We start from the raw sequence: 26,041 nt of genomic DNA on the forward strand, positions 1-26,041 counted from the left end.
CAGCAGCCATCAAGCGCCCGTCGTCCCGTCGCTGTCGCGGTGCGCGTCGATCCGGCGCGGCGTGCCGTTTTCCGCGCGAATACGCTCAAGCTCGTTCTTCAACGCCGAGATCTGCGCCTCGAGATCGTCAAGCCGCGGCGAAGGCTCGCACGGGTCCTTGCAAGGCGTGCCGTAGGGCATGAAGTCGCGCTGATAGGTCTCTGCCGACACAAGCGTCGAACGGGCCTTCAAGCCCACCATCGTCGCGCCTTCGGGCACGTCCTCGGTCACGACAGCAGCCGCACCGATGCGTGCGCGTTTGCCGATGGTGACGGGGCCCAGGATCTGCGCGCCCGAACCGATGATCGATCCGTCCTCAAGCGTGGGATGACGCTTGCCCGCGATGCCGTTGGTGGGGTTGGTACCGCCCAGCGTGACGCATTGATAAATCGTGACGTTGTCACCGATCTCCGCCGTTTCGCCAATGACGGTAAAGCCGTGGTCGATGAACAGGTTCGCCCCGATCTTCGCGCCGGGGTGAATGTCGATCGCGGTCAGGAAACGCGAAAAGTGGTTCACGAACCGGGCGGCGAAAAACATCTCCGCCTCGAAGAACCAGTGCGCGATGCGGTGCAAGCCAAGCGCGAGAACGCCCGGATAGAGCAGGATTTCCCAACGCGAGCGCGGTGCCGGATCACGTTCGCGGACGCTGTCCAGATATGCGGTCAGTTGCTCAAACATAATGCGGATAATCCCATCTTGCCGGACGAATGGCAAGTTTTCGCCCCAATCAGAACAAGTCGCCCTGTTCCGGACTGTCACCCCGTCCGGCCAGTCTTTCCAGCGCCTCGCGCCAGATCGCCTGCCGTGCCGGGACCTTTCGCTCAAGGCTCAGGCGGTCGATTTCGGCGACCAGAGCCTCCACCGCGGCGAAACTGCGTTCAACCCGCGGCACGAGGTAGGTGGTGGCCCCTTCGCCCAATGCAAGCCCGCGTTGCGCGGCATGGGCCTCGATCAGGCGGGCCAGCATGTCGTCATCCGGTGCGTCGATCGACAAGTGCAGCGCCGCGCCCAGCCGCGACCCCAGGTCGGGCAGAGTGATCTTCCACGCGGACGGAACAGGCCTTCCGATCAGAAGGAGCGGCCGTCCGCTTTCCTGCGCGCGGTTCCAGGCGTGGAACAGTTCGTCCTCGGCCACGTCCTCGGCATCGTCGATGGCCGTGCCGATCCCGCCGAACCAGCGAGCCAGCAGCGACTTGCCCGAACGCGGCGGGCCGGACAGAATCGCTGTGCGGAACGGCCAGTGCGCGGCATCCTCGCACGCGCGGAGGAAGCCCTCGTTCGCGTTGCCGACGACGACCGTCTGCTCTTTCAGCACGCCGGTCAGCGGCAGGACGATCTGGACAGGGCGGGCCATGCCCAGACCTCAGCGCGTGATGCGCAGCGCGTCCGCGCCTTGCGTGACCTGCCAGCCGCGCGCGCGCAGCGCACCGGCCAGGGCCGAGATGTCGCCCGAATAGGCCACCTGCAGGACGGATGTGCCGCCAATGGCAAGGCTGGACGTCGTCGTGCCCGTCACCCCTGGCGTGGAGTTCAGCGCGCGCAGGGCCGCGTCGAACGACGCCGGATCGGGCGTCGCGATCTGCACCGCGATGCTGATCGCCTGCGGCTGCGCGGTCTGAAGCGGGGCGGGCGTATCGTCGGCAGGTGCCTGCGCCGAAGCGCTATCGCCCTGATCATCATCGGCCAGCGCCCCGGTCAGTGCGGCGAGCAGATCGGGATCAATGGTGTCCTGTTCGACCTCCAGCGTCTTGTCCGCGCCCAACTTCCCTTCGTTGAAGGCACCGGTGTAGATCGAATCCATCCGCTTCACCGCCGCGGCCAGCATGCGCGGCAGGTCTTCGTCGTTCTCCGCCGTCATCGTGAACGTGCCGAGGAAGGTGTTGTCCGCTCCATAGCGGGCGGTGAAAGTGCCCTTGACCGGACCGCCGGGGTACTGGCGTTCAAGCTTCGCGACCGGAAATATCACGTTGGCCGCGCCGAATTCGTCGAGAATCGTTCGCCACCATGCGCGGCTGCGGCGGCCCATCTGTCCCGCCGTCAGCAGTAGCGATTCGCCGCCGCCGCCGTTGGGGCGCACGTAATCGATCGGGCTTTCGGAATCGCGATGTTCGGCCCAGGCGCGCTGCCACGGCGTGCGCATTTCATAAAGCTGTCCGACGCCGCCCTGGTAGACGATCGGAATCACCAGCTGCGGCGCAGAGCGCGCCCGGCTGCTGGCCGTGCCGAAAGTTTCGCCGGTGCGCGCACGATCGAAAATTACGCCCAGCGTTGCGACATAGCGGCGCGGGCCGATCTGTTCGCGTTCCACGACGACCGCGGAAACCATCGATTCCAACCGCGAATCGGAAAGCTCGGGCGCTTTCTCTCCGTCGTGCGTGCGGGCGTAGAGTACGTCCCATGCCTTGCGCTGCGCCTCGCGCCAGCCCTTTTCGCGGGCCTCTTCCGGGGTTTTTCCGGTGACGTTCACCTCGATCCCGGCGACTTCGAAGTCGCCCGTGTTCGCGAGGGGAGCGATACCGCGTTCGCCTTCAACCTGCGCAATGACCTGCCAGGCGGCGAAAGCGGCGAGAATCAACGCGATAGCGACAATCGCCGTGCGCCAATGCGACGCGCGAACGCCCCGAAGAGCACCGTTTGCGGGAAGGGAAAGGGCCATCGACGAGGGTGCGTCAGTCGCGAAGATCGGAAGCGGTAAAAAGCATCGTGAGCCTCTTTGCCGAAATGCCCGTGGAAATCCAAGCGCGAAAGCGATAATCGCCCCCCAAGCCACGAGAGATTGCATGACCGACACCCCCGAACAGACCGACGAATCGTACACTTACGCCAAGGCCGGCGTCTCCATCGCCGCGGGCAACGCGCTGGTGAAGGCCATCGGCCCGCTCGCCAAGAGCACGGCCCGGCCCGGCGCGACGAGCGAGCTTGGCGGCTTTGGCGGCTTCTTCGATCCGAAGGCCGCAGGCTACAAAGACCCGCTGCTGGTCGCCGCGAACGACGGTGTCGGCACGAAAGTGAAACTGGCGATCGATCACGACCGGCACGACAATATCGGCATCGACCTTGTCGCGATGTGCGTGAACGACCTGATTGTGCAGGGTGCAGAGCCGCTGTTCTTTCTGGACTATTTCGCCACCGGAAAGCTGGAAACCGGCATTGCCGAACGGGTGGTGGCGGGCATCGCCGAAGGCTGCAAGATCGCAGGATGCGCGCTGATCGGCGGCGAAACGGCTGAAATGCCGGGCATGTACGCCGATGGCGACTACGACCTTGCCGGATTCTGTGTCGGGGCGGTGGAACGCGGCGAACAGCTTACCGGCGACAAGGTGGCCGAAGGCGACGTCCTGTTGGGTCTTTCGTCCTCGGGCGTTCATTCCAACGGCTATTCGCTGGTGCGCCGCCTTGCCGCGGACAAGGGCTGGAAGCTTGACCGCCCTGCCCTGTTCGACAACGAAACGCTGCTGATCGACGCGCTGATCGCACCGACGCGGATCTACGTGAAGCCGCTTCTGAAGCCGATTCGCGACGGCCGGATCCACGCGCTGGCGCATATTACCGGCGGCGGACTCCTGGAAAACGTGCCGCGTGTCCTTCCCGAAGGGCTCCATGCGCATATCGACGTCGGCGGCTGGGTTCAGCCGCGCCTGATGGCGTTCCTGCAGGCGCAGGGCAATATCGAGCCCGAGGAAATGGCCCGCACCTTCAACTGCGGCATCGGCATGGTGCTTTCCGTCGCGGCGGACGAGGTCGAAGACCTGACGGCCGACCTTGAGGCAGAGGGCGAGGAAGTCCACGTCATCGGCGCGATCCGCGCGGGCGATAAAGGCTGCACCGTCGCGGGCCGCGCGGGCGAATGGGGCGCGCGCGAGAACTGGAGCGCAACACACCTGGGTTGAACGAAGCGAGTTTGAGGCGGGGCTAAACAAGGCGGGGCTGGGCCCTGCCTTAGTCCTCTTTCGCTTCGGCTGGTACGCCGTCGATGTCCTCGCCCAGCGTGTCGCGCAGGTACAACTCGCGCACGCCCACATAGGTCACGACCAGCAGCGCACCGGCAAAGAACACGCCGTAGATGCCGAACACGGCCCCTGCGCCCAGGATGACGAACAGCGTCAGTGCCGGGGGAATGTTCACGACCTGGCGATTGACCAGCGGGGTGATCATCCACGCCTCGATCACGCGGATCGCGACGAAGGCGATCAAGGTATAAGTCAGCACGGCCCCGCCCTGCGCCGCCGCGATGGCGATGGCCGGAAGCATGGCGACGACCGGGCCGACGTAAGGCACGAATTCGCTGATCCCGCCTAGCAGGCCCAGCGCGGCCCATTGCTCCACCCCCGCAAGATAAAGCGAGCCGCCAATCAGGATGCCCATGACGGTCATCGAAATCAGCTTGGCCTTGAGCCACAGGCGCAGGGCCAGCGCCATTTCATCGAGCGCGCGGGCCATCGTGGTGCGCCCGCCGTGCGGAGTCAGCAGGATGATGGCGCGGCGATAGGGGCCGGGGTTCGCGGCGATGAACATCCCGCCAACCAGCACGATCAGGAAATTGAGCATGACTTCACCCGTGCCGGTGATGAGCAGGCCCAGCCGGTCCGCGATCGCACTGCCGCCGACTGCCGCGCGCACCGCCTTGACGATGGCAGCCCCCACCGGATTGCCGCCGACCGCGTTTTGGATGGCGGTCACGGTTTCGGGCAAGTTGTCGATGAGTCCGGCGACCTGCACGCCGAACTGCACGGTAAGCAGGTATCCCATCAGCCCGACAATCGCGAGACACAGGATGATCCCGATGCCGAGCGCCGCGTCCTTGTTGCGTAAGCCAGCCCGCACGAGCAGCTCGCCCACGCTTTGAAACACGACGGCCGCAAGGATCGCACCAAAGACGAGCAACAAGAGGTCTGCCGCGCGCCAGAACACGATGAGTACCGCGGCGATGGCGATCGTATAGGCAAGGCGCCGCAGATAGGGCGCGTCTTCCGCACGCGGTTTGAAAGGCGCGCCCATCAGGCCATTGCCTGCCATGGGTCGGACGCGTAGGGACTGCGGCCTGGTCGGTTCGGGAATGCGATCATCTTCGTCTCAAACCCCCGATACCGGCACCCTGTTCCACACCGGCAAGGTCCCGCCTGCGATGATGTCTCAAACCGCCAGCCATCCCCGCGCCAAGGTTGCCGTTCTGATTTCCGGCACCGGTTCGAACATGGCGGCCCTGCTTTATGCCAGCCGCCGCGCCGATTGCCCTTACGAAATCGTGCTTATCGCGTCGAACGATCCCGAAGCAAAGGGGTTGAGGCTGGCCGAGGCCGAGGGTGTGGCCACTTTTTCCCTTGCGCACAAGGGTATGAAGCGCGCCGACCACGATATCGCGATGGAAAAGGCGGTGCTGGAAAGCGGCGCGCAATACATCGCGCTGGCCGGATACATGCGCATCCTCAGCCCCCAGTTCGTCTCGCAGTGGGAGGGGCGGATGCTCAACATCCATCCCTCGCTGCTGCCGAAATACAAGGGGCTGGACACGCACGCCCGCGCGATCGAGGCCGGGGACAGCCATGCCGGATGTTCCGTCCACCTTGTCACGGCCGAACTGGATGACGGGCCGGTGCTGGGCCAGACGCCGGTGGCGATCATGCCCGGCGATACGCCTGAAACACTGGGTGGCCGCGTGCTTTATGCCGAGCACCAGCTATATTCCCGGATGCTGGAGGAGCTGGTCACCCGCCCCTTCCGCGCCGACTGGCTGTTACAGAAAGTGTCGGAACTGGCGCTTTGCCTGCCGGAGGTGGAGGCACGCGAAAGCCATGGCTCGCCCGCGTGGCGCACCGGCGGAAAATCGGGCAAGTTCTTTGCCCATTTCAGCGAACGGCATCATGGCGAACCGCATGTCGCGGTGCTGGTAAAGACCGACGGGCCGGACGAAATGACCGCCCTGATCGAGCGCGATCCCGAAATCTGGTTCCGCCCCGCCTATTACGGAGCGAGCGGTTGGGCAGGCCTCATCCTCAATCGCCCGGGCGTCGACTGGGATCACGTGCGTTCGTGGCTTGAGCGTAGCTGGCGCAGCGTCGCGCCCAGGCGGCTGACGGGCCTGATGGACGCCGCCGACCAGTTCTGACCGGTTGCCGTAAATCGAGTCACCCGGGTTCCTCGATCTTGCAGTTCATTTCGGTCCCGCCGGGCGGGGTGAAGGTCGCCTCGTCCCCCTGGGTGTACAGCGTCGTCGCCTGACCGTCCCAGACGCCTTCGTATTTGGCGACCGACGCGCTTGGCACCTGGGTCAGGGAAAGCGAGCGATCCAGCCATTGCAGGAATACGACGCCGGGATCGGCATTGATGAACGTCGCCGAGATGAAATAATCCACCCCGTCGCAGGCGACCGCGAGCGGGCCGGTGGAGATGCCCTTCTCGTCCTCCTGCCGGCTGTCGTAAAAACCCTGCCGGATTTCGTGGATGCGCTGGGCATAGCTGGTGGTCACGCACTGCAGCTTGTCAGCCGCCTTCCAGCAATCGTCGCGCCCGCCGATCCAGCCGCGCTGCATCGTGGTCAGTTCCTGCAGCCGTTCTTCCGACGCATAAGTCCCGGTTTCGGCCAGCGAATAGACGCGCTGAAGTTCGTTATCCATGCGCGCCAGCATCGGGGTTTCGCAGATCAGGTCGGAAATCTCGCCATCGGATTGCGCACAATCGAAACTGGGCGACGTGGGCGGATCTGCGGGTAAAGCGCCGGATCGATCATCGTCAGCCTCAACGGTTTGATCCTGTTGGGTGCCGCAGGCGATCAGGGCCAGTGCGGCGAGCGGAGCGAACCTTGACAGTTTCATCGTATTCTCCTGCCCTTGCGATCATTCAGCCCTGGCGGCAAGCCAGCGCAATGCACCGTAATTGATGAGGATTCCCATAACGCAAAGGAGCGTCACGAGCGTGACCTGGCTTTCCGGGACGTAAGGGGCCAGCAGGCTCCACGGCAGGGACAGCAGCATGGCAAGGGTTGAGCGCAGGAGGCCCGACAGGCCGAAAGCGAAAGCCTGATCGAACCACGGCGCGGCACAGGCCAGCAGACCGACGACCAAATAGAGCACTGCAATTCGCGCAATCATGTCATGATCCCCTCGACTCAAGGGGGCCGGAAATTCGCGCGTCATGCAAGAAAAAAGGCCGCCCCCGCGACGGGGACGGCCCTTTTTGTCAGGAAACCGTTCTGAAAGCTGCGATCAGCCGACGATTTCTTCCGGCTTGAAGAAGAAATCGATCTCGATCTTGGCATTTTCTTCGCTGTCCGAACCATGGACCGAATTGGCTTCGATCGATTCGGCGAATTCCTTGCGGATGGTGCCTTCGGCGGCGTCGGCCGGGTTGGTGGCGCCCATCACGTCGCGGTTGCGCTTTACGGCGTCTTCGCCTTCGAGGACCTGGACGACGACCGGGCCGCTGATCATGAATTCGACCAGTTCACCGAAGAAGGGGCGTTCCTTGTGAACCGCGTAGAAGCCTTCGGCCTGTTCGCGGGTCATGTGGATGCGCTTGGAAGCGACGACGCGCAGGCCGGCGTCTTCCAGCTTCTTGGTGACGGCGCCGGTCAGGTTGCGACGGGTCGCGTCGGGCTTGATGATCGAAAAGGTGCGGGTGGCCGCCATGGTCGTGATCCTTGATATCGATAGGATTGAAACAGGAAGATCGCGCGCGAAGGCGCGTTGCGCGCGCCCCTAGCCTCGCTTGGCGCGCGGCACAACCCTCTGTGCGGGACAGATGCGGTCTTAGAGTCCGCGCCCGGCGGTCAATTGCACCGTCGTCGGGCTGTCATCGCCATTGGCAACAACGTTGAATTCGCGGCCATCGGCGGTCTTGCCCGATACGATCCTCAGCGATCCGGTCGAAACCTCGCTGTCGATGTCGTAACCGGCCTTTGCCGCCTGATCCTTGTACCAGCCGACGATCTTTTCCGGCGAATCCGCGCTTTCCATCGTTACAAGCGCGCCTGCCGCCTCGCCCAGCCCGACATTCGACGCGCTGGTGATCGTGGCACCGGGATAGACGGCAAGGCCATCGGGAAGATCGGGCTTCAGGTTCGCGCCGGTATCGACGGTGACCTCGCCCTCATCGCCGTTCAATCGTACGTTGGTCGTCTCGCCATCTTCGGAGATTTCGTAAGCGACCTCGCCGTCTTCGCTCTGCACCGTTCCTTCACGTTCGGAACCGCAGCCGGAAATCGCAAGAACGGCAGCAGGGGCAAGCAGGAAGGTGGCAAGGCGCATCGTGGTCTCCTTGGAACGGAAGGGGCGCATTAGATCGGTCAGGGCCCTTCGACCCAGCGGCCGTCGGCCTGCTTCCAGTAACGCCGCTCGACGTTATCGCGCTCTCCCAGCATGCGCCATGCCCCGCGCGCACCGTCGATGGTCGCGGCGTCGAAGAACAGGAACGCCCGGTCGAATTCCAGAGCATCGTCACGCCAGATACCGTCGGCGAGCGCGACCAGCCGTGCCCCGTTTATCGGCACGGTCATTTCGGGGGAGAGCAGCACCGGCTGCAGGTCCGCGCCGGGTTGCCCGACCTCGCCATTGGCGAGGAAACCGGGCGTGGCCCACATTGCGTCGGACAGGGCGGTGCGGGCCGCTTCATCCTCGCAGACGACGAACATGCGCTGTCCGCCCTGCAAGGCCTTGCCCGCGATCTGCGCCAGCGCCTGCGGCGCGGGATCGCGGGTGAGGTGATAGAAGTCGACGCGCACCGGCTATCGCCTTCAGGCTTCGGCGGTGTCCCGGATGAAGCGGTCGAGAACGCGGACGCCGAAACCGGTCGCGCCCTTGTCCCAGGTTGCGCCCGCCTTGTCGGCCCAGGCCATGCCCGCGATGTCGAGGTGCGCCCAGGGGGTGCCATTCTCGATAAAGCGCTGCAGGAACTGCGCCGCGGTGATAGAACCGCCCCAGCGTGGGCCGACGTTCTTCATGTCGGCGATCTGGCTGTCGATCAGCTTGTCGTAAGCGGGCGACAGCGGGAAGCGCCACAGCTTGTCCCCGCTGGTCTGACCGGCCTTGAACAAGGCGTCGGCAAGATCGTCGTCGTTCGAGAACATGCCCGCGTTCTCATGGCCCAGCGCGACGACCATCGCGCCGGTCAACGTGGCAAGGTCGACGATGCGTGCGGGCTTGAAGGTCTGCTGCACCCAGGTCAGTGCGTCGCACAGGACAAGGCGGCCTTCGGCGTCGGTATTGATGACCTCGATCGTCTGACCCGACATCGAAGTGACGACGTCACCGGGACGCTGCGCGTTACCGTCGGGCATGTTTTCGGCAAGCCCGCAGATGCCCACGACGTTCGCCTTGGCCTTGCGGGTGGCGAGCGCGAGCATGGCCCCTGCCACGGCGCCAGCGCCGCCCATGTCCCACTTCATGTCTTCCATGCCGCCAGCCGGCTTGATCGAGATGCCGCCGGTGTCGAAGGTCACGCCCTTGCCGACGAAGGCGGTCGGCTTGTCACTGCCGCCGCCGTTCCAGTGCATGGCAAGGATGCGGCTGGGACGGGCCGAGCCCTGCCCGACGCCCAGAAGCGCGCCCATGCCGAGCTTTTCCATCTCGGCAACGTCGAGCACGGTGATCTCGACACCCGTTCCTTCAAGCCGGGCCTTGCAACGGGCAACGAAGCTTTCGGGGTAGATGATGTTGCCCGGTTCGGACACCAGTTCGCGGGTGAATTCGACGCCTAGTGCAACGGCAGAGGCGTCTTCCCATGCCGAGTCGGTGCCATCAGGCGAGTTGACAGCGATCACTTCCTTGAGCGTCGGCTTCTGCTCGTCCTTGAGGCGGGTGCGATAGGTATCGATGCGCCATGCACGCAGGCGCGCGCCCATGAGGACGGCGGCGGCCCCTTCGGCATCGAGGCCCGAACCATCGAAATCGACGACGATCGCGCCCTCACCCGAAGTGATGAACTTTGCCGTGAGGCCGGCACCGGCCTTTTCGAGGTGGGCGAGGCGTTCGGCCGAAGTCGGCTGTCCGGCACCGGACAGCGCAACGCGGCGGACTTTGCCGTCGATTTCGGCGAAACCGTCGAATTGCTGGCCGGGCTTGCCCGAAAAACGCGATGCCGAAGCACCTTCGGTCACGGTTGCGGGCAGACCTGCGGGCATCGTGTCCTGGTCGACGATCTTCGCGACGACGCGGACTTCTGCGGGCAGTTCGGAGGCGAAACGGATGTTCATGGAGGCTCCTGCTTTGTCTTTTTATGAGAGCAGCCCAAGGGAGGGAAGCGCCAGGCGGGGGACAAGGCGCGGGATATGCCGCTCTATCGGCGTTGCAGTTAGGCATGAGCGGTGCAATAGGCAAGCCATGCCACCCGGATCGCAGAGTGCCATGATGACCGTTCCGACTGCCGATTCGGAATCCGCCACGAAAGTGTCGCCCGCATTTCGCGCGCGCCGCAGCGGCTGGTTCGCGGCCACTGCCCTGACTTGCGTCGCCCTGTTCGCCGCCCCTGCCCAGGCGCAGGAAGCCATGGTGCAGGGATTGGGCGAGGACACGTCGCGCGAACCCGATTATTTCTGGACCGGCGGCGACAATCCCGAACCGGACCCCGCCCCGCCCTTCCGTATCGAGGAAGCGGACGAAGATGGCGCCGTCGCGTTCGAAGCCGACGAGCTTGGCTACGAAGACGACAGCAATACCGTTGTCGCCAGCGGCGATGTCGTCCTGCGCCGCGGCGATCAGCAACTGGAAGCCGACGAAATCCGCTGGGACCGTGCCGGCGGCCTGATCGTCGCCAGCGGCAACGTGCGCCTTCGCGATGCGCAGGCGAACACGGTGTACACCGACCGGCTGGAACTGACGGACGAGCTTCGTGCCGGGGCGATGGAAAACCTGCTGCTGGTACTGGACGAAGGCGCAAGGCTGGCCGCCCGCCAGGGCTCGCGCAACGAAGACGGCACCGTGCAGCTGGACTATGCCGCATACAGCCCGTGCCGCGTCACCACGCCCGACGGCTGCCCGCGCGACCCCAGCTGGCGGATCGTCGCAAGGCAGGTGACGTTCGATCCCGACAATCAGACGGTGAAGTTCCGGGGTGCGAAACTGGAACTGTTCGGCGCGCCGATCCTGCCGCTGGTCGGCATCACGATCCGCACCGACGGACAGCCGGTATCCGGTTTCACGACCCCCAATTTGCGCTTTTCGGAATCGAACGGCGTCGAGGTGCTGGGCGAATATTATTGGCGACTTGCCCCCAATCGCGAGCTGACCCTTGGCGCCAGCGTCTATTCCGACGTCGCGCCGATGCTGTCGGCAAGCTATGCCGCGCTGACCGAAGACGGGGCCTACCAGGTCACCGGCTATGCCACGAACAGCTCGCGCATTTCCATCGGCGGCGATGCCGGGGACGTCATTCCCGGCGCGCAGGAATCGATCCGCGGCTATTTCGATTCGAACGGGCGTTTCCAGCTGGACGAGAACTGGTCCGTCACCGGTTCCGTCCGTTATGCCAGCGACCGCACGTTCCTGCGCCGCTACGACATCAGCCGCGATGACCGGCTTCGTTCGATGATCAATGTCGAACGGATCGACGACGACAGTTACCTCTCCATCGCGGGCTGGGCCACCCAGACGCTGCGCACCGGCGAACGGCAGGGGCTGGTCCCCTTCGCCCTGCCGCTGATCGACTATCGCCGTCGCCTTTCCGACCCCGTCCTGGGCGGCAAGGTCATGCTTCAGGCCAATACGCTCTTGCTGGAACGTTCGGACGGGCAGGACACGCAGCGCGCATTTACCAGCGCGGAATGGAGCCTGCGCAAGCTGACCGGCATGGGCCAGGAAGTCACCTTCACCGCGCTGGCCCGCGGCGACGTCTATCACACCGACGAAACCGGCCTCACCAGCGTTGCGCTCTACCGCGGGAACGAGGGGTGGGAGACCCGCGCCATGGCGATCGGCGCCGTAGACGTGAAATGGCCGCTGGTGGGCGGTGTCTTCGGCGGCACGCAGGTCCTGACCCCGCGGGTCCAGTTCGTGGCCAGCCCGTCGATCCGCAACCTTGCCATCCCGAACGAGGATGCCCGCGCCGTCGACCTTGAGGATTCGAACCTCTTCGCGCTCAACCGTTTTCCCGGATACGACCGGGTGGAGGACGGCGCACGCGTGACTTACGGCCTCGACTGGCGCTGGACCGCGCCGGGATGGCGCGTGAAGACCACGCTGGGGCAATCCTATCGCCTGTCGAACCAGTCGGACATCCTGCCCGACGGCACCGGCCTCACTTCGCGCACGTCCGACGTCGTGGGCCGCAGCGAAGTGCGTTACCGCGATTTCGTGTCGTTCACGCACCGCTTCCGGCTGGACAAGGACAACCTTGCCGTGCGCCGCAACGAATTCGACGTCGCGGTCGGCAGCCGCAAGACATATGTCGAGGCTGGCTATCTCCGGCTCGACCGCAATATCCCCGACACGCTGGAGGATCTGGGCGACCGCGAGGAATTGCGTGTTGCGGGCCGTATCGCCTTTGCCAACTACTGGTCGCTGTTCGGTTCGACGGTCGTGAACCTCACCGACCGCGAGGAAGACCCATCGTTCACATCCGACGGGTTCGACCCGCTGCGCACGCGGCTTGGCGTTGCCTATGACGACGAATGCATGTCGATCGCGCTGACCTGGCGCCGCGACAGCTTTACCAGTGGCGATGCGCGCAAGGGCAACACGTTCCTGTTCCGCTTCCGGCTCAAGGGTCTCGGGCTGTAACCCTTTTTGCCCCCCTTCCACGCGTCTTGTGTTGCCCTTCGCAGGCCATGACCCTAAACGCCTTGGCGACATGCGGGGGCAAAGGGCGGCTCATCTATGGTTAAGCCGGGGCAAGCCATTGGCGCAGTTTGATGCAAATGTTCGCGCCTGCCGCGCGGCAATAGGAATGTCAGGTTCAAGACTTATGACCATGGGCAACACTTCGACCATGAGCGACACGATCTTCCGTGCGGCTGGCCGCGCGGGTCTGATGCTGGGCGCGGCTGCCATGCTGGCAAGCCCGCTGGCCGCGCAGACCCCGGCGGCCAATGCCGCCAATGCCGATGATCCGGGCGCCAATGCCAATCTGGACCTGCCGGCCGCCCCCAACATCCTGGCGGCGGAACCGGTCACGCAGTTTCGCGGCGCGACCGCGATCGTCAACGGCACGATCATCACCGGTACCGACATCGACCACCGCCTTGCGCTGGTCCTTGCCGCCAACCAGAACCAGCTTTCGGCAGAGGACAAGGAGCGCCTGCGCGCGCAGGTCTTGCGCAACCTGATCGACGAGACGCTGCAAATTCAGGAAGCGCGGGCGTCGGAGCTTGAGGTTTCGGATTCCGAGGTGGAGGCGACCTACAACCGCGTCGCGCAGCAGAACTTCGGCATGACGCCGTCGGACCTCGACGAATACCTCTACAAGGTCAAATCGTCGCCCGCTTCGATGAAGCAGCAGATCCGCGGCGAACTTTCGTGGCAGCGCATCCTGCGCCGTAACATCGCGCCGTTCATCAACGTGTCCGAAGAGGAAGTGAACGAGCGGCTCGACCGCCTGAAGGCCGACCGTGGGACCGAGGAATACCGCCTCGGCGAAATCTTTCTTTCGGCGACGAGCGAGACCAAGCCCGAGGTTCAGCGCCAGGCCCAGCAGATCATGGAACAGCTGCGCGAGGGCGGCAGCTTCGTCGCTTATGCGCGCCAGTTCAGCCAGGCATCGACCGCGGCGGTCGGCGGCGATCTTGGCTGGGTGCGCCTTGCCCAGCTCCCGCCCGAACTGGCCGAAGCGGCTTCGCAGATGCAGTCCGGCCAGCTGGTCGGCCCCATCGAACTGCGCGGCGGCTATTCGCTGCTCTACCTGATCGACACGCGCAAGGTGCTGATGGCCGACAAGGGCGAAACCGTCCTCAGCCTCAAGCAGATCTCGATCGACTTTCCCGAAGGCATGTCGGCCGACGCGGCCGCCAAGCGCGCGAACGATTTCGCCAAGGCCGTCCAGCAGATCGACGGCTGCGGCGCGGCCGAAAGCGGTGCCGCCGCGATGGGCGCGCAGATCGTGTCGAACGACAACTTGCGCGTGAAGGACCTGCCCCCGCAGCTTCAGGAAACGCTGCTCGCCCTGCCGCAGGGCGGCATCACGCAGCCGTTCGGTTCGGCAGCGGAAGGCGTGCGCGTGCTGATGGTTTGTGGGCGCACCGATCCGGCGACGGCCGGCGGCCCGACCTTCGATGAACTGATGGCGCAGATCGAGGACGAGCGTATCAACAAGCGCGCCCAGATCTACTTGCGCGACCTGCGCCGCGACGCTGTCATCGACTATAACTAAGAGACCGGGGCAAGGGCCGATGACACGCGTCCGCCCGCCCCTCGTCGCCTCGCTTGGCGATCCGGCAGGCATCGGGCCCGAAATGCTGATCAAGGCATGGACGGCGCGCGGGCCGGAACGCCTCGCGCCGTTCGCCGTGGTGGGCAGCCTTTCGCTGATGCAGGCCATTGCGGACAACGTGCCGCTGGCATCGGTCCGCGCCGTGGACAGGCTTGAACAGGCAGCGGACGTCTTTGCCGATGCGCTGCCGGTGATCGACATCGGCTCGCTCGCCTACACCCCCGGCGCGCCTTCGCGTGAGGGCGCAAAGATCGCGCTGGCCTCGCTCGAACGGGCGACAGGGCTGGCACGCGACGGCGAGGCATCGGCCCTCGTGACCGGACCGATCGCCAAGGCCGAGTTGCAGGACGTGGGCTTTGCCCATCCCGGACAGACCGAGTTCGTGGCCGAAGCCTGCGGTATCGCGCCGCAGGACGCGGTCATGATGCTGGCGGGCCCCTCGCTCAAGGTCGTGCCGATGACGGTGCACGTTTCGCTGGCCAGCGTTCCGGGCCTTTTGACGCGCGACCTGATCGTCAGCCGCATCCGCATCGCGGCAAAGGCGCTGGCCCGCGATTTCGCTCTGCCCGAGGCGCGTGTCGCGGTCGCGGGGCTCAACCCCCATGCCGGTGAACAGGGCCGCATGGGCCGCGAAGAGATCGAGATCATCGCCCCTGCGGTCGAGGTCTTGCGAGCAGGCGGGCTCGACGTCGTCGGGCCGCTCGCCGGGGACACGATGTTTCACGCCGCCGCACGCGCGAATTACGACCTGGCGGTGTGCATGTACCATGACCAGGCCCTGATCCCGATCAAGGCGCTCGACTTCGATCGCGGGGTCAACGTGACGCTGGGCCTGCCGATCATTCGCACCTCTCCCGACCATGGCACCGCGTTTTCGCTGGCCGGAACAGGCCGCGCCGACGCCGGGCCGACGATCGCGGCGCTGCGCATGGCGGCAGAGTGCGCCGAACGCCGGGCGGAGCAAGCCGCGTGAGCCTGCCCCCGATCCGCGAGACGATCCGCCAGCACGGCCTTACCGCTTCCAAGGCGCTGGGACAGAATTTCCTTTTGGACGAACAGTTGCTGGACCGCATCGCAGCCATTCCCGGCGACCTCAAAGGCCGCAATGTGCTGGAAGTCGGCCCCGGCCCCGGCGGCCTGACCCGTGCGTTGCTGCGCGCAGGCGCCAAAGTCACCGCGATCGAGATGGACAAGCGCTGCCTGCCCGCGCTGGCCGAACTGGACGCGCATTTTCCCGGACAGCTGACGGTGATCCAGGGCGATGCGATGCGCCACGATCCCGCCGACCTGTTCGACGGGCCTTACGCCGTCGTCGCCAACCTGCCCTACAACGTCGGCACCGCGCTCTACACCGGGTGGATGAGCGGGACGGAATGGCCGCCGCAATGGTCGTCGCTGACCCTGATGTTCCAGCAGGAAGTGGCGCAGCGCATCGTGTCCGAGCCGAACACCGGCGCCTACGGCCGCCTTGCCGTCCTGTCGCAATGGCGGTCGAGCGCAAAGATCGCGATGAAGGTCCACCGCAGCGCCTTTACCCCGCCGCCCAAGGTGATGAGCGCGATCGTCCACGTGACCCCGGTTCCCGCGCCGCCGGGCGTGTCGAGTCCGGTGCTGGAAGCCGTGACCGAAGCCGCCTTCGGCCAGCGCCGCAAGATGCTGCGCCAGAGCGTTAAGCGTGTGCCCGGCGCGCTCAACGCGCTCAAGACGCTCGACATTGATGAAACACGCCGGGCCGAAACGCTGTCGGTGGGTGAATTCGTGGCAATCGCGGAGCAACTATCCCCGCGTTAGGCGTCAGAAAGGATCGCTGACCAGCTTCACGCAATGGCCGCGATCGGTCGGCTCGACAGAAATTTCGGCCCCCGCCTGACGAGCGAACGCATGCATCAATCCGGTTCCCGTCCCGCCACCGCGCCGAGGTTGCATTGCGTCGGCAGGCTGAACCGGCATGCCGATACCGTCGTCGCGGACCATGACCGACCAACCTACGCCGTCACGGCGGAATGTCACTTCCACAGATCCGGCACGGCCATCGGGAAAAGCGTACTTTGCGCTGTTGGTCAGCGCCTCGTTCACGAACAGGCCAAGCGCGACGGCAACCTGCCTTGGCAGGACAGAGGCGTCGATGTCGGCGTGGACGGTAACGTTGTCGGCAAATCCGGCTTCGTTCACCCGGCCAACGACTTCTTCGAGATAGTCGCGCACCTCGACGCTGCTCCCCTCTCCCTGACTGTCGGCAAGGTTGGCGTAGGCCCGCGCGAAAGTGTGCACCCGTCCCGTCGCTTCGCCGAGGGCGGATATGACCGATTCGTCCTTGGTCCGCCGTTTCTGGAGTTCCAGCAGGCTCGCTACCAAGGCAAAGTTGTTCTTCGTGCGATGTTCCAGTTCGGCCATCAGCAACCCGCGCCGTTCGATCTCCTCGTCACGGGCCTGTGCGGCGGCCTGCACCGCGCGGCGGAACGTTTCCGCAAGCAGGGCGACGACTGCGACTGCCGAACCGTTGATCGCCACGCGCGAGGGGTCTGTTTCGATGATGAACCGGAAACTGCCGACAGTGGGCAGGACGAACCACCATGCCCAGAAAAAGCTGAACAGGTAGGCGACAAGCCCGGCGCGCCAGTGCCCGAACAAGGTGGCGATGAGCACGGTGGGATAGACCAGTGCGAACGGCCCAGAAGTCGGCGCGACGAGATCGAGCAGGCTGCGGGTCCCGATCATGGCAAGCGCGCAAACGATTCCAAACAGGGCCTGCACGCCAAGCTTCGCCGTCGGCGAGGAAAATCCCGCACTGACGTCAAAGGTCGCAAGGCGTTGAAACATGGAGATCCCCGAACAGCCAGTCCGGAGAGGATCCCCGGGCAAGTCCCGCACCTGCTGGTACAAAGGAACTATACCCGGGGTTTATAGGCTAAACCGCGATCATGCGAATGATTTCATCCGCTTGGCAGAATCACGCCATGGCGCTGGCGCGCTCCTTCTTGCGCAGGCGCCATGCATGCAGCAGCGGTTCGGTATAGCCCGAAGGCTGTTCGACACCCTTGAACACGAGGTCCTTCGCCGCCGAAAAGGCGGGGCCGTCCTCGTTCCCGACCAGTGGTTCGTAGCTTGAATCGCCCGCGTTCTGTTCGTCAACCTTGGCGGCCATGCGGCGCATCGAATCCATGACCTGTTCCTCGGTGACGACACCGTGGAGCAGCCAGTTGGCCATGTGCTGGCTGGAAATGCGAAGCGTCGCGCGGTCTTCCATCAGGCCGACGTCGTTGATGTCGGGCACCTTGGAACAGCCGACGCCCTGATCGATCCAGCGCACGACATAGCCCAAAAGCCCTTGCGCGTTGTTGTCCAGCTCCTCGCGCAGTTCTTCTTCCGACCAGTTGACCCCGTCGGCGAGCGGCACGGTCAGCAGCTTGTCGAGCGAAGGAATGCCCTCTGCGGCGACTTCCTGCTGGCGGGCGAAGACGTCGACCTTGTGATAGTGCAGCGCGTGGAGCGTTGCGGCCGTGGGCGAAGGCACCCACGCGGTGTTCGCGCCCGTCATCGGGTGGCCGATCTTTTCGACCAGCATCTGGCCCATGCGGTCGGGTGCGGCCCACATGCCCTTGCCGATCTGCGCCTTGCCCGAAAGGCCGTGCTTCAAACCGATGGCGACGTTGCGCTTTTCATAGGCGGCGATCCAGTCGCTGCCCTTCATCGCACCCTTGCGGATCATCGGGCCGGCCTGCATCGAGGTGTGCATTTCATCGCCCGTCCGGTCGAGGAAGCCGGTGTTGATGAAGACGATACGGTCCCGCACCGCGTGGATGCAGGCGGCAAGGTTCGCGCTGGTGCGGCGTTCCTCGTCCATGACGCCGACCTTGATCGTGTGACGCGCAAGGCCCAGCAGGTCCTCGACCGCATCGAACAGGTCGTTGGTGAACTTGCACTCTTCCGGTCCGTGCATCTTGGGCTTCACGATGTAGATCGAACCGGTGCGGCTGTTGCGCAGGCGTCCCAGCTTTTCGAGGTCGTGGCGGCTGATCGCGCTGGTGATGACAGCGTCCATGATGCCTTCGGGGATCTCGCTGCCATCGGCGAGCAGGATCGCCGGGTTGGTCATCAGGTGGCCGACATTGCGCACGAACAGCAGGCTGCGTCCCGGCAGCGTCGCGGCATTGCCGTCGGGGGCGGTATAGGCCTTGTCCGGCTCGAGCGAGCGGGTCATCGTCTTGCCGCCCTTCTGGAAGCTCGCATCCAGCGTGCCGCGCATCAGGCCCAGCCAGTTGGAGTATGCCTCGCGCTTGTCCTCGGCGTCGACGGCGGCGACCGAATCTTCCATGTCGACGATCGTGGTCAGCGCCGCTTCCATGTTGATGTCGGCAATGCCTGCCTTGTCGGTCTTGCCGATGGGATGGTCCGCATCGAACACGACTTCGACGTGAAGGCCGTTGTGGACGTAAAGGTTGCCCTTCTCGGTCGTGCCCACGAACTGCGCCGGATCGGCCAGTTCAATGGCGTCGCGGCTTTCCAGATCGGCCCACGAACCGTTTGCCAGCGGGACGATATGGTCCAGCGTCTGGCGACCCTTGGCGATGACCATCGCGCCGCGCTGTGCGTCGAAGCCGCCAGCCGGAACCGGCTCGTCGGTAAGGGCGTCGGTACCATAATAGGCATCGTAGAGGCTGCCCCAACGCGCATTGGCGGCATTGAGCACGAAGCGCGCGTTCAACGAGGGGACGACAAGCTGCGGCCCGGCCATCGTCGCGATTTCGGCATCGACGTTCTCGGTCCCGATCTCGAAGCTGCCTGGTTCGGGGACGAGATAGCCGATTTCGAACAGGAAGGCCTTGTATTCGGCCATATCGATGGGCTTGCCCGCCCGCGCCTTGTGCCAGGCGTCGATCTTTTCCTGCAGGTCTTCGCGCTTGGCCAGAAGCGCGCGGTTTACCGGCACGAACCTGTCGAGAAGGTCGGCAAAGCCCTGCCAGAAGGCGCGGGCATCCATGCCAAGCGGTGCAAGAACGTCGCTTTCGACAAATTGCGCCAGCGCGGTCTCGACCTTCAGGCCAGCCTTTTCAACGCGTTCAACCATAATTTCCTGCCTCGTCATTACAATTCGTGTCACGGCCCATCGCGCGCAGGGCTTCATAGCACCATGCACGGTATGAGGAGGGAGGATTTTCAGATTCGCCGAGGCGGCTCATGCCAAGCCCGCGCGGCTCTGGCAAGAGACACAATCGTATCACGGGCCAATCCGTGCCATGCTGGCGGCTGGTCAAGTGGGGTGGTCGTCGCTAGGTAAGTTTCCAATGAAACCGAATATGCCCGATAAGACAGAACAGGCCATGCTGGAGCGGGTCGATGCGCCCGCCATGCTGGAACGCACCCTGGGATGGAGCGCGATCCAGTCCGGCACCGGCAATCTCGACGGCCTGGCCCGGCAGGCCGCCGCCCTGGCCGATGCCTTTTCCGCCCTGCCCGGCGAAGTCCGGCTGGAAGATCCCGAACCGATCACCGCCATCGGCGCGGACGGGACCGAGCTGCCGGTCACACGCGGCAAGCATCTCGTCGTCTCGGTCCGCCCGGATTCGAACCGCCGCCTGCTGCTGACCGGCCACATGGACACGGTTTTTCCCGCCGACACCGGTTTCCGCACCGTGCGAGAGGTCGAACCCGGCGTGCTGAACGGCCCCGGACTGGCCGACATGAAGGGCGGCATTTCCGTCATTCTTGAGGCGCTGAAGCTGTTCGAGGCCAGCGATGCGGCAGGCGATATCGGTTACGACGTGATGATCAACTCGGACGAGGAAACCGGCTCTGCCGCCTCTGCCCCGCTGATCGAACGGCTGGCGCGCGGCAAGATGGCGGCGCTGACCTACGAACCGGCGACAGAGCCGGACGGCACGCTGGCAGGGGCCCGCGGGGGGTCGGGCAATTACAGCCTGATCGTCACGGGCCGCTCCGCCCATGCCGGGCGCAATCCGCAGGACGGGCGCAACGCCATCGTCGCGGCAGCTGATCTGGCGATCCGGCTGAAGGCGCTGACTTATGACGAAATGAGCGTGAATCCGGCAAAGATCGAAGGCGGCAGCGCGAACAACGTGGTGCCCGACCATGCGGTCCTGCGCTTTAACATCCGCCCCAGGACGATAAAGGCGGCACAGCATTTCGACCTCTCGCTTTCCTTGATGCTGGAAGAAGTCGCGGCCGAACATGACGTGCAGATCCACCTGCACGGCGGCATCTCGCGCCCGCCAAAGCCCATCGACGAAAAGGCGGAAAAGCTGTTCGGCGCGGTACGCGATTGCTGCGAAGGGCTTGGCCTGCATTATGGCCGCAAGGACACCGGCGGCGTGTGTGATGGCAACAACATCGCGGCCTGCGGCGTGCCGGTTGTCGACACGATGGGCGTGCGCGGCGGGTCCATCCACTCTCCCGATGAATACATGATCGTGGAATCGCTTGCCGAACGGGCAAAACTGTCCGCCCTTCTGTTTCACCGGCTTGCGCTCGGTGCCCTTGATGCACGAGAGATCGTTCGATGACATACGTGATGCGACCGGCGCGCGCCGATGACCTTGAAGCCATGTACGAAATGGCGAAACTGACCGGCGGCGGGTTCACCAACCTGCCCGCCAACCGCCCCGCCCTTCAGGCCAAGCTGCAACGGAACGAAGCGGCCATCGCCCGCGATGATGACGAGGTTTCCGACGACCTGTTCGTCATGGTGCTGGAAGATGCCGAAACCGGCGCGATACGCGGCACGTGCCAGATTTTCAGCCGGATCGGCGGATCGTGGCCGTTTTATTCCTATCGCATCACCAGCCACACCGCCTATTCGCGCGAACTGGACCGCACGTTCCGCAACCGCACCTTGCAGCTCGTCACCGATCTTGAAGGGGCGAGCGAGGTTGGCGGCCTTTTCCTGCACCCGTCCGCCCGCGCAGGCGGGCTGGGCCTGCTCCTCGCGCGCAGCCGGTACCTTTTTATCGCGATGCACCGGCAACGTTTTTCGGACCGTCTGCTGGCCGAGTTGCGCGGTATCGTCGATGCCCACGGCAATTCGCCGTTCTGGGACGGTGTCGCGGGGCGGTTTTTCGGGATGGGCTTCCGCGATGCCGATGAATTCAATGCGCTGAACGGCAATCAGTTCATCGCCGACCTCATGCCCCGCCACCCGATCTACGTGGCCATGATCTCCGACGAAGCGCGCGAGGCGATCGGCGTTCCGCACGAAAGCGGGCGGCCGGCCATGCGGATGCTGGAGGAAGAGGGCTTTGCCTGGGAAAACTACATCGACATCTTCGACGGCGGACCGACGATGACGGCGCGTACCGACGCGGTAAAGACGATCGCGAATACGGCTGGGGCCACGGTCACCGGAAAAGAGCCGGAGGACGGCGCCAAGGCGCTGATCGCCACGGGCCGGCTGGGCGATTTCCGCTGCTGCATGGGGCGCGTGGAACCGGGTGAGGACGGGACCATCGCTCTCGACCCTGCAACGCGCGCGGCATTGAAGGTGGCCGAGGGCGACCGGGTCTGCTGGGCGGTACGCTGATGACACTGGTAGAGATCAATTTCGACGGGATCGTCGGGCCAAGCCACAACTACTCTGGCCTCAGCCTCGGCAACCTCGCCGCAACGAAGAACGCAGGCAAAGTCGCCTATCCGCGCGCGGCCGCGCTGCAAGGCATTGCCAAGATGCGGCACAACATGGCGCTGGGCCTGACGCAGGGGTTTCTCCTACCGCTGCCGCGCCCCAAGCTGTCGTTCCTCGACGACATGGCATTCGGCGACGATGCGGACCCGGCGCTGAAGGCGATGGCATGGTCGGCCAGTTCGATGTGGACGGCCAATGCCGCCACAGTCAGCCCTGCGCCCGATACGGCGGACGGTCGCTGCCATTTGACGGTCGCGAACCTTGTCACCATGCCGCACCGTTCGATCGAATGGCCCGACACGCTGGCCCAGCTTCGCGTCGCGTTCGGCAATGAAGATCACTTCGCGGTGCACGGCCCCGTCCCCGCCACTTTCGGAGACGAAGGCGCGGCAAACCACATGCGGATGGGTTCGGCCCATGCCGACACCTGTGTCGAAATCTTCGTCTATGGCCGCCCCGGCGGTCGTTTTCCTGCCCGACAGCATGAACAGGCCAGCCGCGCCATCGCGCGCAGGCACGGGCTGGATGAAGCGCGCTGCCTGTTCATCGAACAGTCCGCGATCGCGATCGAGGCAGGCGCCTTTCACAACGATGTCGTCGCCGTCGCCAACGAACACGTCCTGTTCTGCCACGAACAGGCCTTCGCCGACCGCGATGCCGCGCATTCCGCCATCCGTGCCGCCGTGCCCGGTGCCGAAATCGTCGAAGTCCCGTCCGGTGCCGTCAGCCTGGAAGAAGCGATCACCAGCTACCTGTTCAATGCCCAGCTGCTGACCCTTCCCACCGGTGAGCAGGCGCTGATCGTCCCGACCGAATGCCGCGACAGCGCGGCGGTGAGCGGCTGGCTGGACGCGATGCTGGCGACCAACGGCCCGATCCGCAAAGTTCTCTACGTCGACGTGCGCCAGTCGATGGCCAACGGCGGCGGCCCGGCATGCCTGCGCCTGCGCGTCGTGGCCGACCCGGCGACGGTCGATTCGCGGTTTCTGCTGGACGAGGAGAAGGCCGAATCCATCGCATCGGTTATCGACCAATACTGGCCCGAAAGCATCGCCCCGCACGAAATCGGCGATCGCCAACTTGCAGAACAAGTTGTGAACGTACGGGAAAAATTGCTTTCTCTTCTAAATCTTAAGGAACTTGGTTAACGCTTTTGCCTCGGAACTTGTGAGCGGTTACTGTTTTATTAACGCAAAGGCCCACCGAACCTTCAAGGGATTCGAAAGGCCGGACCGGACGCAAGTTTAAGGAGTGGCAAGCGCGTGGCTTCCAGGCTCAAGAAGATCGGACGACTGTTCGTCATCAAGACCCGTCTAGAGGTGTTCATGGTGACCTACGCACTCGCCCTTGGTGCCATCGAACGCGGCACGGTCTACCTTAGCCAGTATCCCGGCTTTGGCGGCAAGCTGCTGTTTCTCGCCTGCACGGGCTCGGTCTTCATGGCCAGTGCCAAGATGCTCGATTGCGTACGGCATGAAAATGCCAAGAAAGACGACGCCGAAGCAGAGGCTGTGCCCGCCGAAAGCTGACGCATTTGAAGAACTGCTAGCCAGACTTGAGAGGGCGCCCCGATGGGCGCCCTTCTTTTTTGCGCGATTGCCGCCCCGCCCCTTCAGTTACTGCGGCTTAGCGCGTGCTGTTCCGCCGTGACGGTCCAACCGTCCGCCGGCGAATTCATCCAGGCCCCGATGATCCAGACCGCCGAAAGGACAAGGATCGCCAGCAGGATGCTGAACAGCAGGACATAGCGCATGACATGCGGCGTATCGCCACCACGCGCTTCATCGGTGGTAACGTGGACCTCTTCGCCAACGATCTTCATGAATGCTCTCCGGTCTTGGGCGATGCGTCTTGTGCGCTCGCTTTCAGGCCGCGATCCGGCATGGCTCGTGGCCGAGTGCCCGCAAGGTATCACGATGCGCCGAGTCGGACCAATTCCGTGCAGATTTGCGTAGGGCGGGACTTCTAATGCGAGCCGCCTGATTCCTTGTCGAAATGGGGGGCAGGACCGCCCTACGACCGACGAGATCTGCTCTCTCATGCAAGGTAGGTGGGGGGACTTCTGTTGCTAGCCGCCCGATTCCTTGTCGAAATGGGGGGCAGGACCGGCGTACGATCGGCGACGTCTGCACTCTCAAGTAAGGGGGGTGGGGGGACTTCTGTTGCTAGCCGCCCGGACTCATGCCGAAAGGGGGGCAGGACCGTGGTACGATCGGCGACGTCTGATCTTTCATGCAAGGGAGGTGGGGGGACTTCTGTTGCTAGCCGCCCCCCGGAGCCCCGGAATCCGCTTCTGTTGCCCGGTGGGTCCAACCGCGCTTTAGCTTTGTAAGATCAGGCCGTTAGGCCGTCAGATTACGCAGCGAGAGCGAGTGCTTCGTTATCGTTGGCACTTGTGTGTTTTGAGCCTTAAACGGGTTACTCAGCCCGGGCGAAAACAGTGCCTTTCAACACACGTCGATCCTGGTTCGGCCCCCTACCCATACCCTCGACAACAGGGAAATAATGGTGGAGCCGCCGGGTACTGCCCCCGGGTCCGCTGTGCCTATTGCACACCGCAATTTATCGCCATATCCGGCCGAAGCCGGCACCGCCCTATATAGCGATGCCGGAATTAATGTGAAGTGAGCGCCGGAAAAATCAGGGATTCTTCTTCAACTCGGCCAGAATTTCCTTGAGCGTGTCGAGCGTGGGATCGGTCGGCACGGCCTCGGTCTTGGCGGTTTCCTCGGCGGCTTTCTTCTCTTCCTCCATCGCGTCCAGCATCCGGTTCACGCCGCGCACGATCATGAACAGGGCAAATGCGATGATCAGGAAGTTGAGGATCTGGGTGATGAGATCGCCGTACCCGATCATCGGCACCCCGGCCTCTTTCAACGCGGCATAGTTGTCGAGCGCGCCATCATACCCTTCGGGCACCGAACCGAGCAGGATGAACTTGTTCGAGAAATCGACCGAACCGAAGACCGCACCGATCAACGGCATCAGGATGCTTTCGGTAAGCGAGGTCGTGATCTTGCCGAAAGCGGCCCCAATCACGACACCGACGGCGAGGTCCAGCACGTTGCCGCGCGCGATGAATTTCTTGAATTCGCCCATCATGAGCCTGTCTTCCCCTGCAGTTGCGAGGCGTATCCTGCCCAGACCGCCCGGTTTCGCAAGCACGCGAAGGTGACAATCACCGAAAGACCAGGCACCGAAAGAACCAGGGCAAGGCCCTGCCCGCCCCTGTTGCGCCGCGAGCAAACCGCCTTATATGCGTAACACACCCCCGATACGGGGACAGATATTGGCAACGGACCCACTCGAGAGGGAATTGATCGCATGACCACCGGCCCGTTCACCCGCGCGATACGCATGGCCATTGCCGGCCTTGCCGCGCTTTCGCTTGCCGCCTGCGGCATCAACTCGGTTCCGACGGCGGAAGAAAACGCCAAGGCCCGCTGGGCCGACGTGCAGAGCGCCTACCAGCGCCGCGCCGACCTGGTGCCCAACCTGGTGTCCACGGTTCAGGCCGCTGCCGCTTCGGAAACACAGATCCTGACCAACGTGACCGAAGCCCGCGCCCGCGCGACTTCGATCAACATCACCACCGACGACCTGTCGAACCCGGAAGAACTGCGCCGTTTTTCCGAAGCGCAGAACCAGCTGACGCAGGCGCTTGGCCAGCTTCGCACGGTGGTCGAAAACTATCCCACCTTGCAGAGCCAGGAGCGTTTCGCCGACCTGATGACCGCGCTCGAAGGTTCGGAAAACCAGATCAACCTGGCGCGTGTTCGCTATAACGAGGCGGTGCAGGAATATAACACCACGATCCGCACCTTCCCCGACGTGATCGGCGCGAAGATCATCCACGGGGCGGAACCGATGGAGCCGTTCAATGCCGCGCCCGACGCGCAGAACGCGCCAACGGTCGATTTCGGCACGATGAGCGGTGAGCCCGCGGCGGCACCTGCTGCCAACGACAACACCGGCGCAGATCAGCCCGCGGCCGCAGCGAACTGATCAAAA

25 protein-coding genes and 1 other RNA gene are annotated in these 26,041 nt (G+C 64.3%); 11 read left to right on the forward strand and 15 right to left on the reverse strand.

What is annotated here, in order from left to right; all coding sequences use genetic code 11:
• Positions 1-9: 9 nt before the first annotated feature.
• Genes epsC through FAX90_RS05130 form a run of 3 tightly spaced genes read right to left on the reverse strand, consistent with a single transcriptional unit; the run spans position 10 to position 2,698 of the window.
• Positions 10-720: a serine O-acetyltransferase EpsC gene (epsC, locus tag FAX90_RS05120; protein ID WP_144096113.1), complete on the reverse strand. Its 711-nt coding sequence runs from the start codon at positions 718-720 to the stop codon at positions 10-12.
• Between the two features lie 49 nt (positions 721-769).
• Positions 770-1,396, reverse strand: a complete 627-nt coding sequence (locus tag FAX90_RS05125) for an HdaA/DnaA family protein (RefSeq protein ID WP_144096115.1) — start codon at positions 1,394-1,396, stop codon at positions 770-772.
• 9 nt (positions 1,397-1,405) lie between these two features.
• The gene (locus tag FAX90_RS05130) at positions 1,406-2,698 is read right to left on the reverse strand and encodes a heavy-metal-associated domain-containing protein (protein WP_240704731.1); all 1,293 of its coding nucleotides are present in this window, start codon (positions 2,696-2,698) and stop codon (positions 1,406-1,408) included.
• Between the two features lie 124 nt (positions 2,699-2,822).
• On the opposite strand from FAX90_RS05130, the gene purM reads away from it, so the two are divergent.
• Positions 2,823-3,932: a phosphoribosylformylglycinamidine cyclo-ligase gene (gene purM / locus FAX90_RS05135; protein ID WP_144096117.1), complete on the forward strand. Its 1,110-nt coding sequence runs from the start codon at positions 2,823-2,825 to the stop codon at positions 3,930-3,932.
• A 49-nt stretch (positions 3,933-3,981) separates the two neighbouring features.
• Here purM and FAX90_RS05140 read toward each other — a convergent pair whose 3' ends face one another.
• The gene (locus FAX90_RS05140; protein WP_170234872.1) at positions 3,982-5,040 is read right to left on the reverse strand and encodes an AI-2E family transporter; all 1,059 of its coding nucleotides are present in this window, start codon (positions 5,038-5,040) and stop codon (positions 3,982-3,984) included.
• Between the two features lie 130 nt (positions 5,041-5,170).
• Between FAX90_RS05140 and purN the strand changes: the two genes are divergently transcribed.
• Complete coding sequence (gene purN / locus FAX90_RS05145) at positions 5,171-6,148, forward strand: phosphoribosylglycinamide formyltransferase (protein ID WP_144096859.1); 978 nt, start codon at positions 5,171-5,173, stop codon at positions 6,146-6,148.
• 19 nt (positions 6,149-6,167) lie between these two features.
• Here purN and FAX90_RS05150 read toward each other — a convergent pair whose 3' ends face one another.
• The 6 genes from FAX90_RS05150 to FAX90_RS05175 all read right to left on the reverse strand — a co-directional run bounded on the left by FAX90_RS05150 (position 6,168) and on the right by FAX90_RS05175 (position 10,228).
• On the reverse strand, positions 6,168-6,854 hold the full coding sequence (locus tag FAX90_RS05150; RefSeq protein WP_144096121.1) for an MliC family protein: 687 nt from the start codon (positions 6,852-6,854) through the stop codon (positions 6,168-6,170).
• A 21-nt stretch (positions 6,855-6,875) separates the two neighbouring features.
• Entirely contained in the window at positions 6,876-7,130 is a 255-nt protein-coding gene (locus tag FAX90_RS05155; RefSeq protein ID WP_144096123.1) for a hypothetical protein, read from the reverse strand.
• Positions 7,131-7,244: 114 nt separating this feature from the next.
• Positions 7,245-7,667 (reverse strand): nucleoside-diphosphate kinase, encoded by a 423-nt coding sequence (ndk, locus tag FAX90_RS05160; RefSeq protein ID WP_066763833.1) that lies wholly within the window; start codon positions 7,665-7,667, stop codon positions 7,245-7,247.
• A gap of 120 nt (positions 7,668-7,787) precedes the next feature.
• The gene (locus FAX90_RS05165; RefSeq protein WP_144096125.1) at positions 7,788-8,285 is read right to left on the reverse strand and encodes a hypothetical protein; all 498 of its coding nucleotides are present in this window, start codon (positions 8,283-8,285) and stop codon (positions 7,788-7,790) included.
• A 38-nt stretch (positions 8,286-8,323) separates the two neighbouring features.
• The gene (locus FAX90_RS05170) at positions 8,324-8,758 is read right to left on the reverse strand and encodes a DNA polymerase III subunit chi (RefSeq protein ID WP_144096127.1); all 435 of its coding nucleotides are present in this window, start codon (positions 8,756-8,758) and stop codon (positions 8,324-8,326) included.
• 12 nt (positions 8,759-8,770) lie between these two features.
• On the reverse strand, positions 8,771-10,228 hold the full coding sequence (locus tag FAX90_RS05175; RefSeq protein WP_144096129.1) for a leucyl aminopeptidase: 1,458 nt from the start codon (positions 10,226-10,228) through the stop codon (positions 8,771-8,773).
• Between the two features lie 154 nt (positions 10,229-10,382).
• Between FAX90_RS05175 and FAX90_RS05180 the strand changes: the two genes are divergently transcribed.
• The 4 genes from FAX90_RS05180 to rsmA all read left to right on the forward strand — a co-directional run bounded on the left by FAX90_RS05180 (position 10,383) and on the right by rsmA (position 16,185).
• Positions 10,383-12,749 (forward strand): LPS-assembly protein LptD, encoded by a 2,367-nt coding sequence (locus FAX90_RS05180; protein WP_420810965.1) that lies wholly within the window; start codon positions 10,383-10,385, stop codon positions 12,747-12,749.
• 184 nt (positions 12,750-12,933) lie between these two features.
• A complete protein-coding gene (locus FAX90_RS05185; protein ID WP_338080246.1) occupies positions 12,934-14,334 on the forward strand; it encodes a peptidylprolyl isomerase in 1,401 nt (466 codons plus the stop codon).
• A 19-nt stretch (positions 14,335-14,353) separates the two neighbouring features.
• Complete coding sequence (gene pdxA / locus FAX90_RS05190; RefSeq protein ID WP_144096131.1) at positions 14,354-15,367, forward strand: 4-hydroxythreonine-4-phosphate dehydrogenase PdxA; 1,014 nt, start codon at positions 14,354-14,356, stop codon at positions 15,365-15,367.
• Entirely contained in the window at positions 15,364-16,185 is an 822-nt protein-coding gene (gene rsmA / locus FAX90_RS05195) for a 16S rRNA (adenine(1518)-N(6)/adenine(1519)-N(6))-dimethyltransferase RsmA (protein WP_144096134.1), read from the forward strand. Before pdxA ends, rsmA begins: the two co-directional genes overlap by 4 nt.
• A gap of 3 nt (positions 16,186-16,188) precedes the next feature.
• On the opposite strand, the gene FAX90_RS05200 is transcribed toward rsmA, so the two are convergent.
• Positions 16,189-17,214 (reverse strand): sensor histidine kinase, encoded by a 1,026-nt coding sequence (locus tag FAX90_RS05200; protein WP_144096135.1) that lies wholly within the window; start codon positions 17,212-17,214, stop codon positions 16,189-16,191.
• Positions 17,215-17,344: 130 nt separating this feature from the next.
• Complete coding sequence (locus tag FAX90_RS05205) at positions 17,345-19,462, reverse strand: malate synthase G (protein WP_144096137.1); 2,118 nt, start codon at positions 19,460-19,462, stop codon at positions 17,345-17,347.
• 229 nt (positions 19,463-19,691) lie between these two features.
• On the opposite strand from FAX90_RS05205, the gene FAX90_RS05210 reads away from it, so the two are divergent.
• The 4 genes from FAX90_RS05210 (at position 19,692) to FAX90_RS05225 (ending at position 23,559) form a co-directional block, all read left to right on the forward strand.
• Positions 19,692-20,915, forward strand: a complete 1,224-nt coding sequence (locus tag FAX90_RS05210; protein WP_240704733.1) for a hydrolase — start codon at positions 19,692-19,694, stop codon at positions 20,913-20,915.
• Entirely contained in the window at positions 20,912-21,928 is a 1,017-nt protein-coding gene (locus FAX90_RS05215) for an arginine N-succinyltransferase (RefSeq protein WP_144096142.1), read from the forward strand. The genes FAX90_RS05210 and FAX90_RS05215 overlap by 4 nt, the downstream gene beginning before the upstream one ends.
• A complete protein-coding gene (locus FAX90_RS05220) occupies positions 21,928-23,178 on the forward strand; it encodes an N-succinylarginine dihydrolase (RefSeq protein ID WP_144096144.1) in 1,251 nt (416 codons plus the stop codon). Before FAX90_RS05215 ends, FAX90_RS05220 begins: the two co-directional genes overlap by 1 nt.
• Before the next feature lie 177 nt (positions 23,179-23,355).
• The gene (locus FAX90_RS05225) at positions 23,356-23,559 is read left to right on the forward strand and encodes a hypothetical protein (protein ID WP_144096862.1); all 204 of its coding nucleotides are present in this window, start codon (positions 23,356-23,358) and stop codon (positions 23,557-23,559) included.
• An 83-nt stretch (positions 23,560-23,642) separates the two neighbouring features.
• Here FAX90_RS05225 and FAX90_RS05230 read toward each other — a convergent pair whose 3' ends face one another.
• The 3 genes from FAX90_RS05230 to mscL form a co-directional block, all read right to left on the reverse strand.
• The gene (locus FAX90_RS05230; RefSeq protein ID WP_144096146.1) at positions 23,643-23,852 is read right to left on the reverse strand and encodes a hypothetical protein; all 210 of its coding nucleotides are present in this window, start codon (positions 23,850-23,852) and stop codon (positions 23,643-23,645) included.
• A 460-nt stretch (positions 23,853-24,312) separates the two neighbouring features.
• Positions 24,313-24,658: a transfer-messenger RNA gene (ssrA, locus tag FAX90_RS05235) on the reverse strand.
• 12 nt (positions 24,659-24,670) lie between these two features.
• Positions 24,671-25,132, reverse strand: a complete 462-nt coding sequence (gene mscL, locus FAX90_RS05240; protein ID WP_144096149.1) for a large conductance mechanosensitive channel protein MscL — start codon at positions 25,130-25,132, stop codon at positions 24,671-24,673.
• Between the two features lie 222 nt (positions 25,133-25,354).
• On the opposite strand from mscL, the gene FAX90_RS05245 reads away from it, so the two are divergent.
• Complete coding sequence (locus FAX90_RS05245; protein ID WP_205700618.1) at positions 25,355-26,035, forward strand: LemA family protein; 681 nt, start codon at positions 25,355-25,357, stop codon at positions 26,033-26,035.
• Positions 26,036-26,041 lie beyond the last annotated feature (6 nt).

Origin of the sequence: Croceicoccus sediminis (genome assembly GCF_007570835.1) — a bacterium.
In the GTDB taxonomy this organism is placed as follows: domain Bacteria; phylum Pseudomonadota; class Alphaproteobacteria; order Sphingomonadales; family Sphingomonadaceae; genus Croceicoccus; species Croceicoccus sediminis.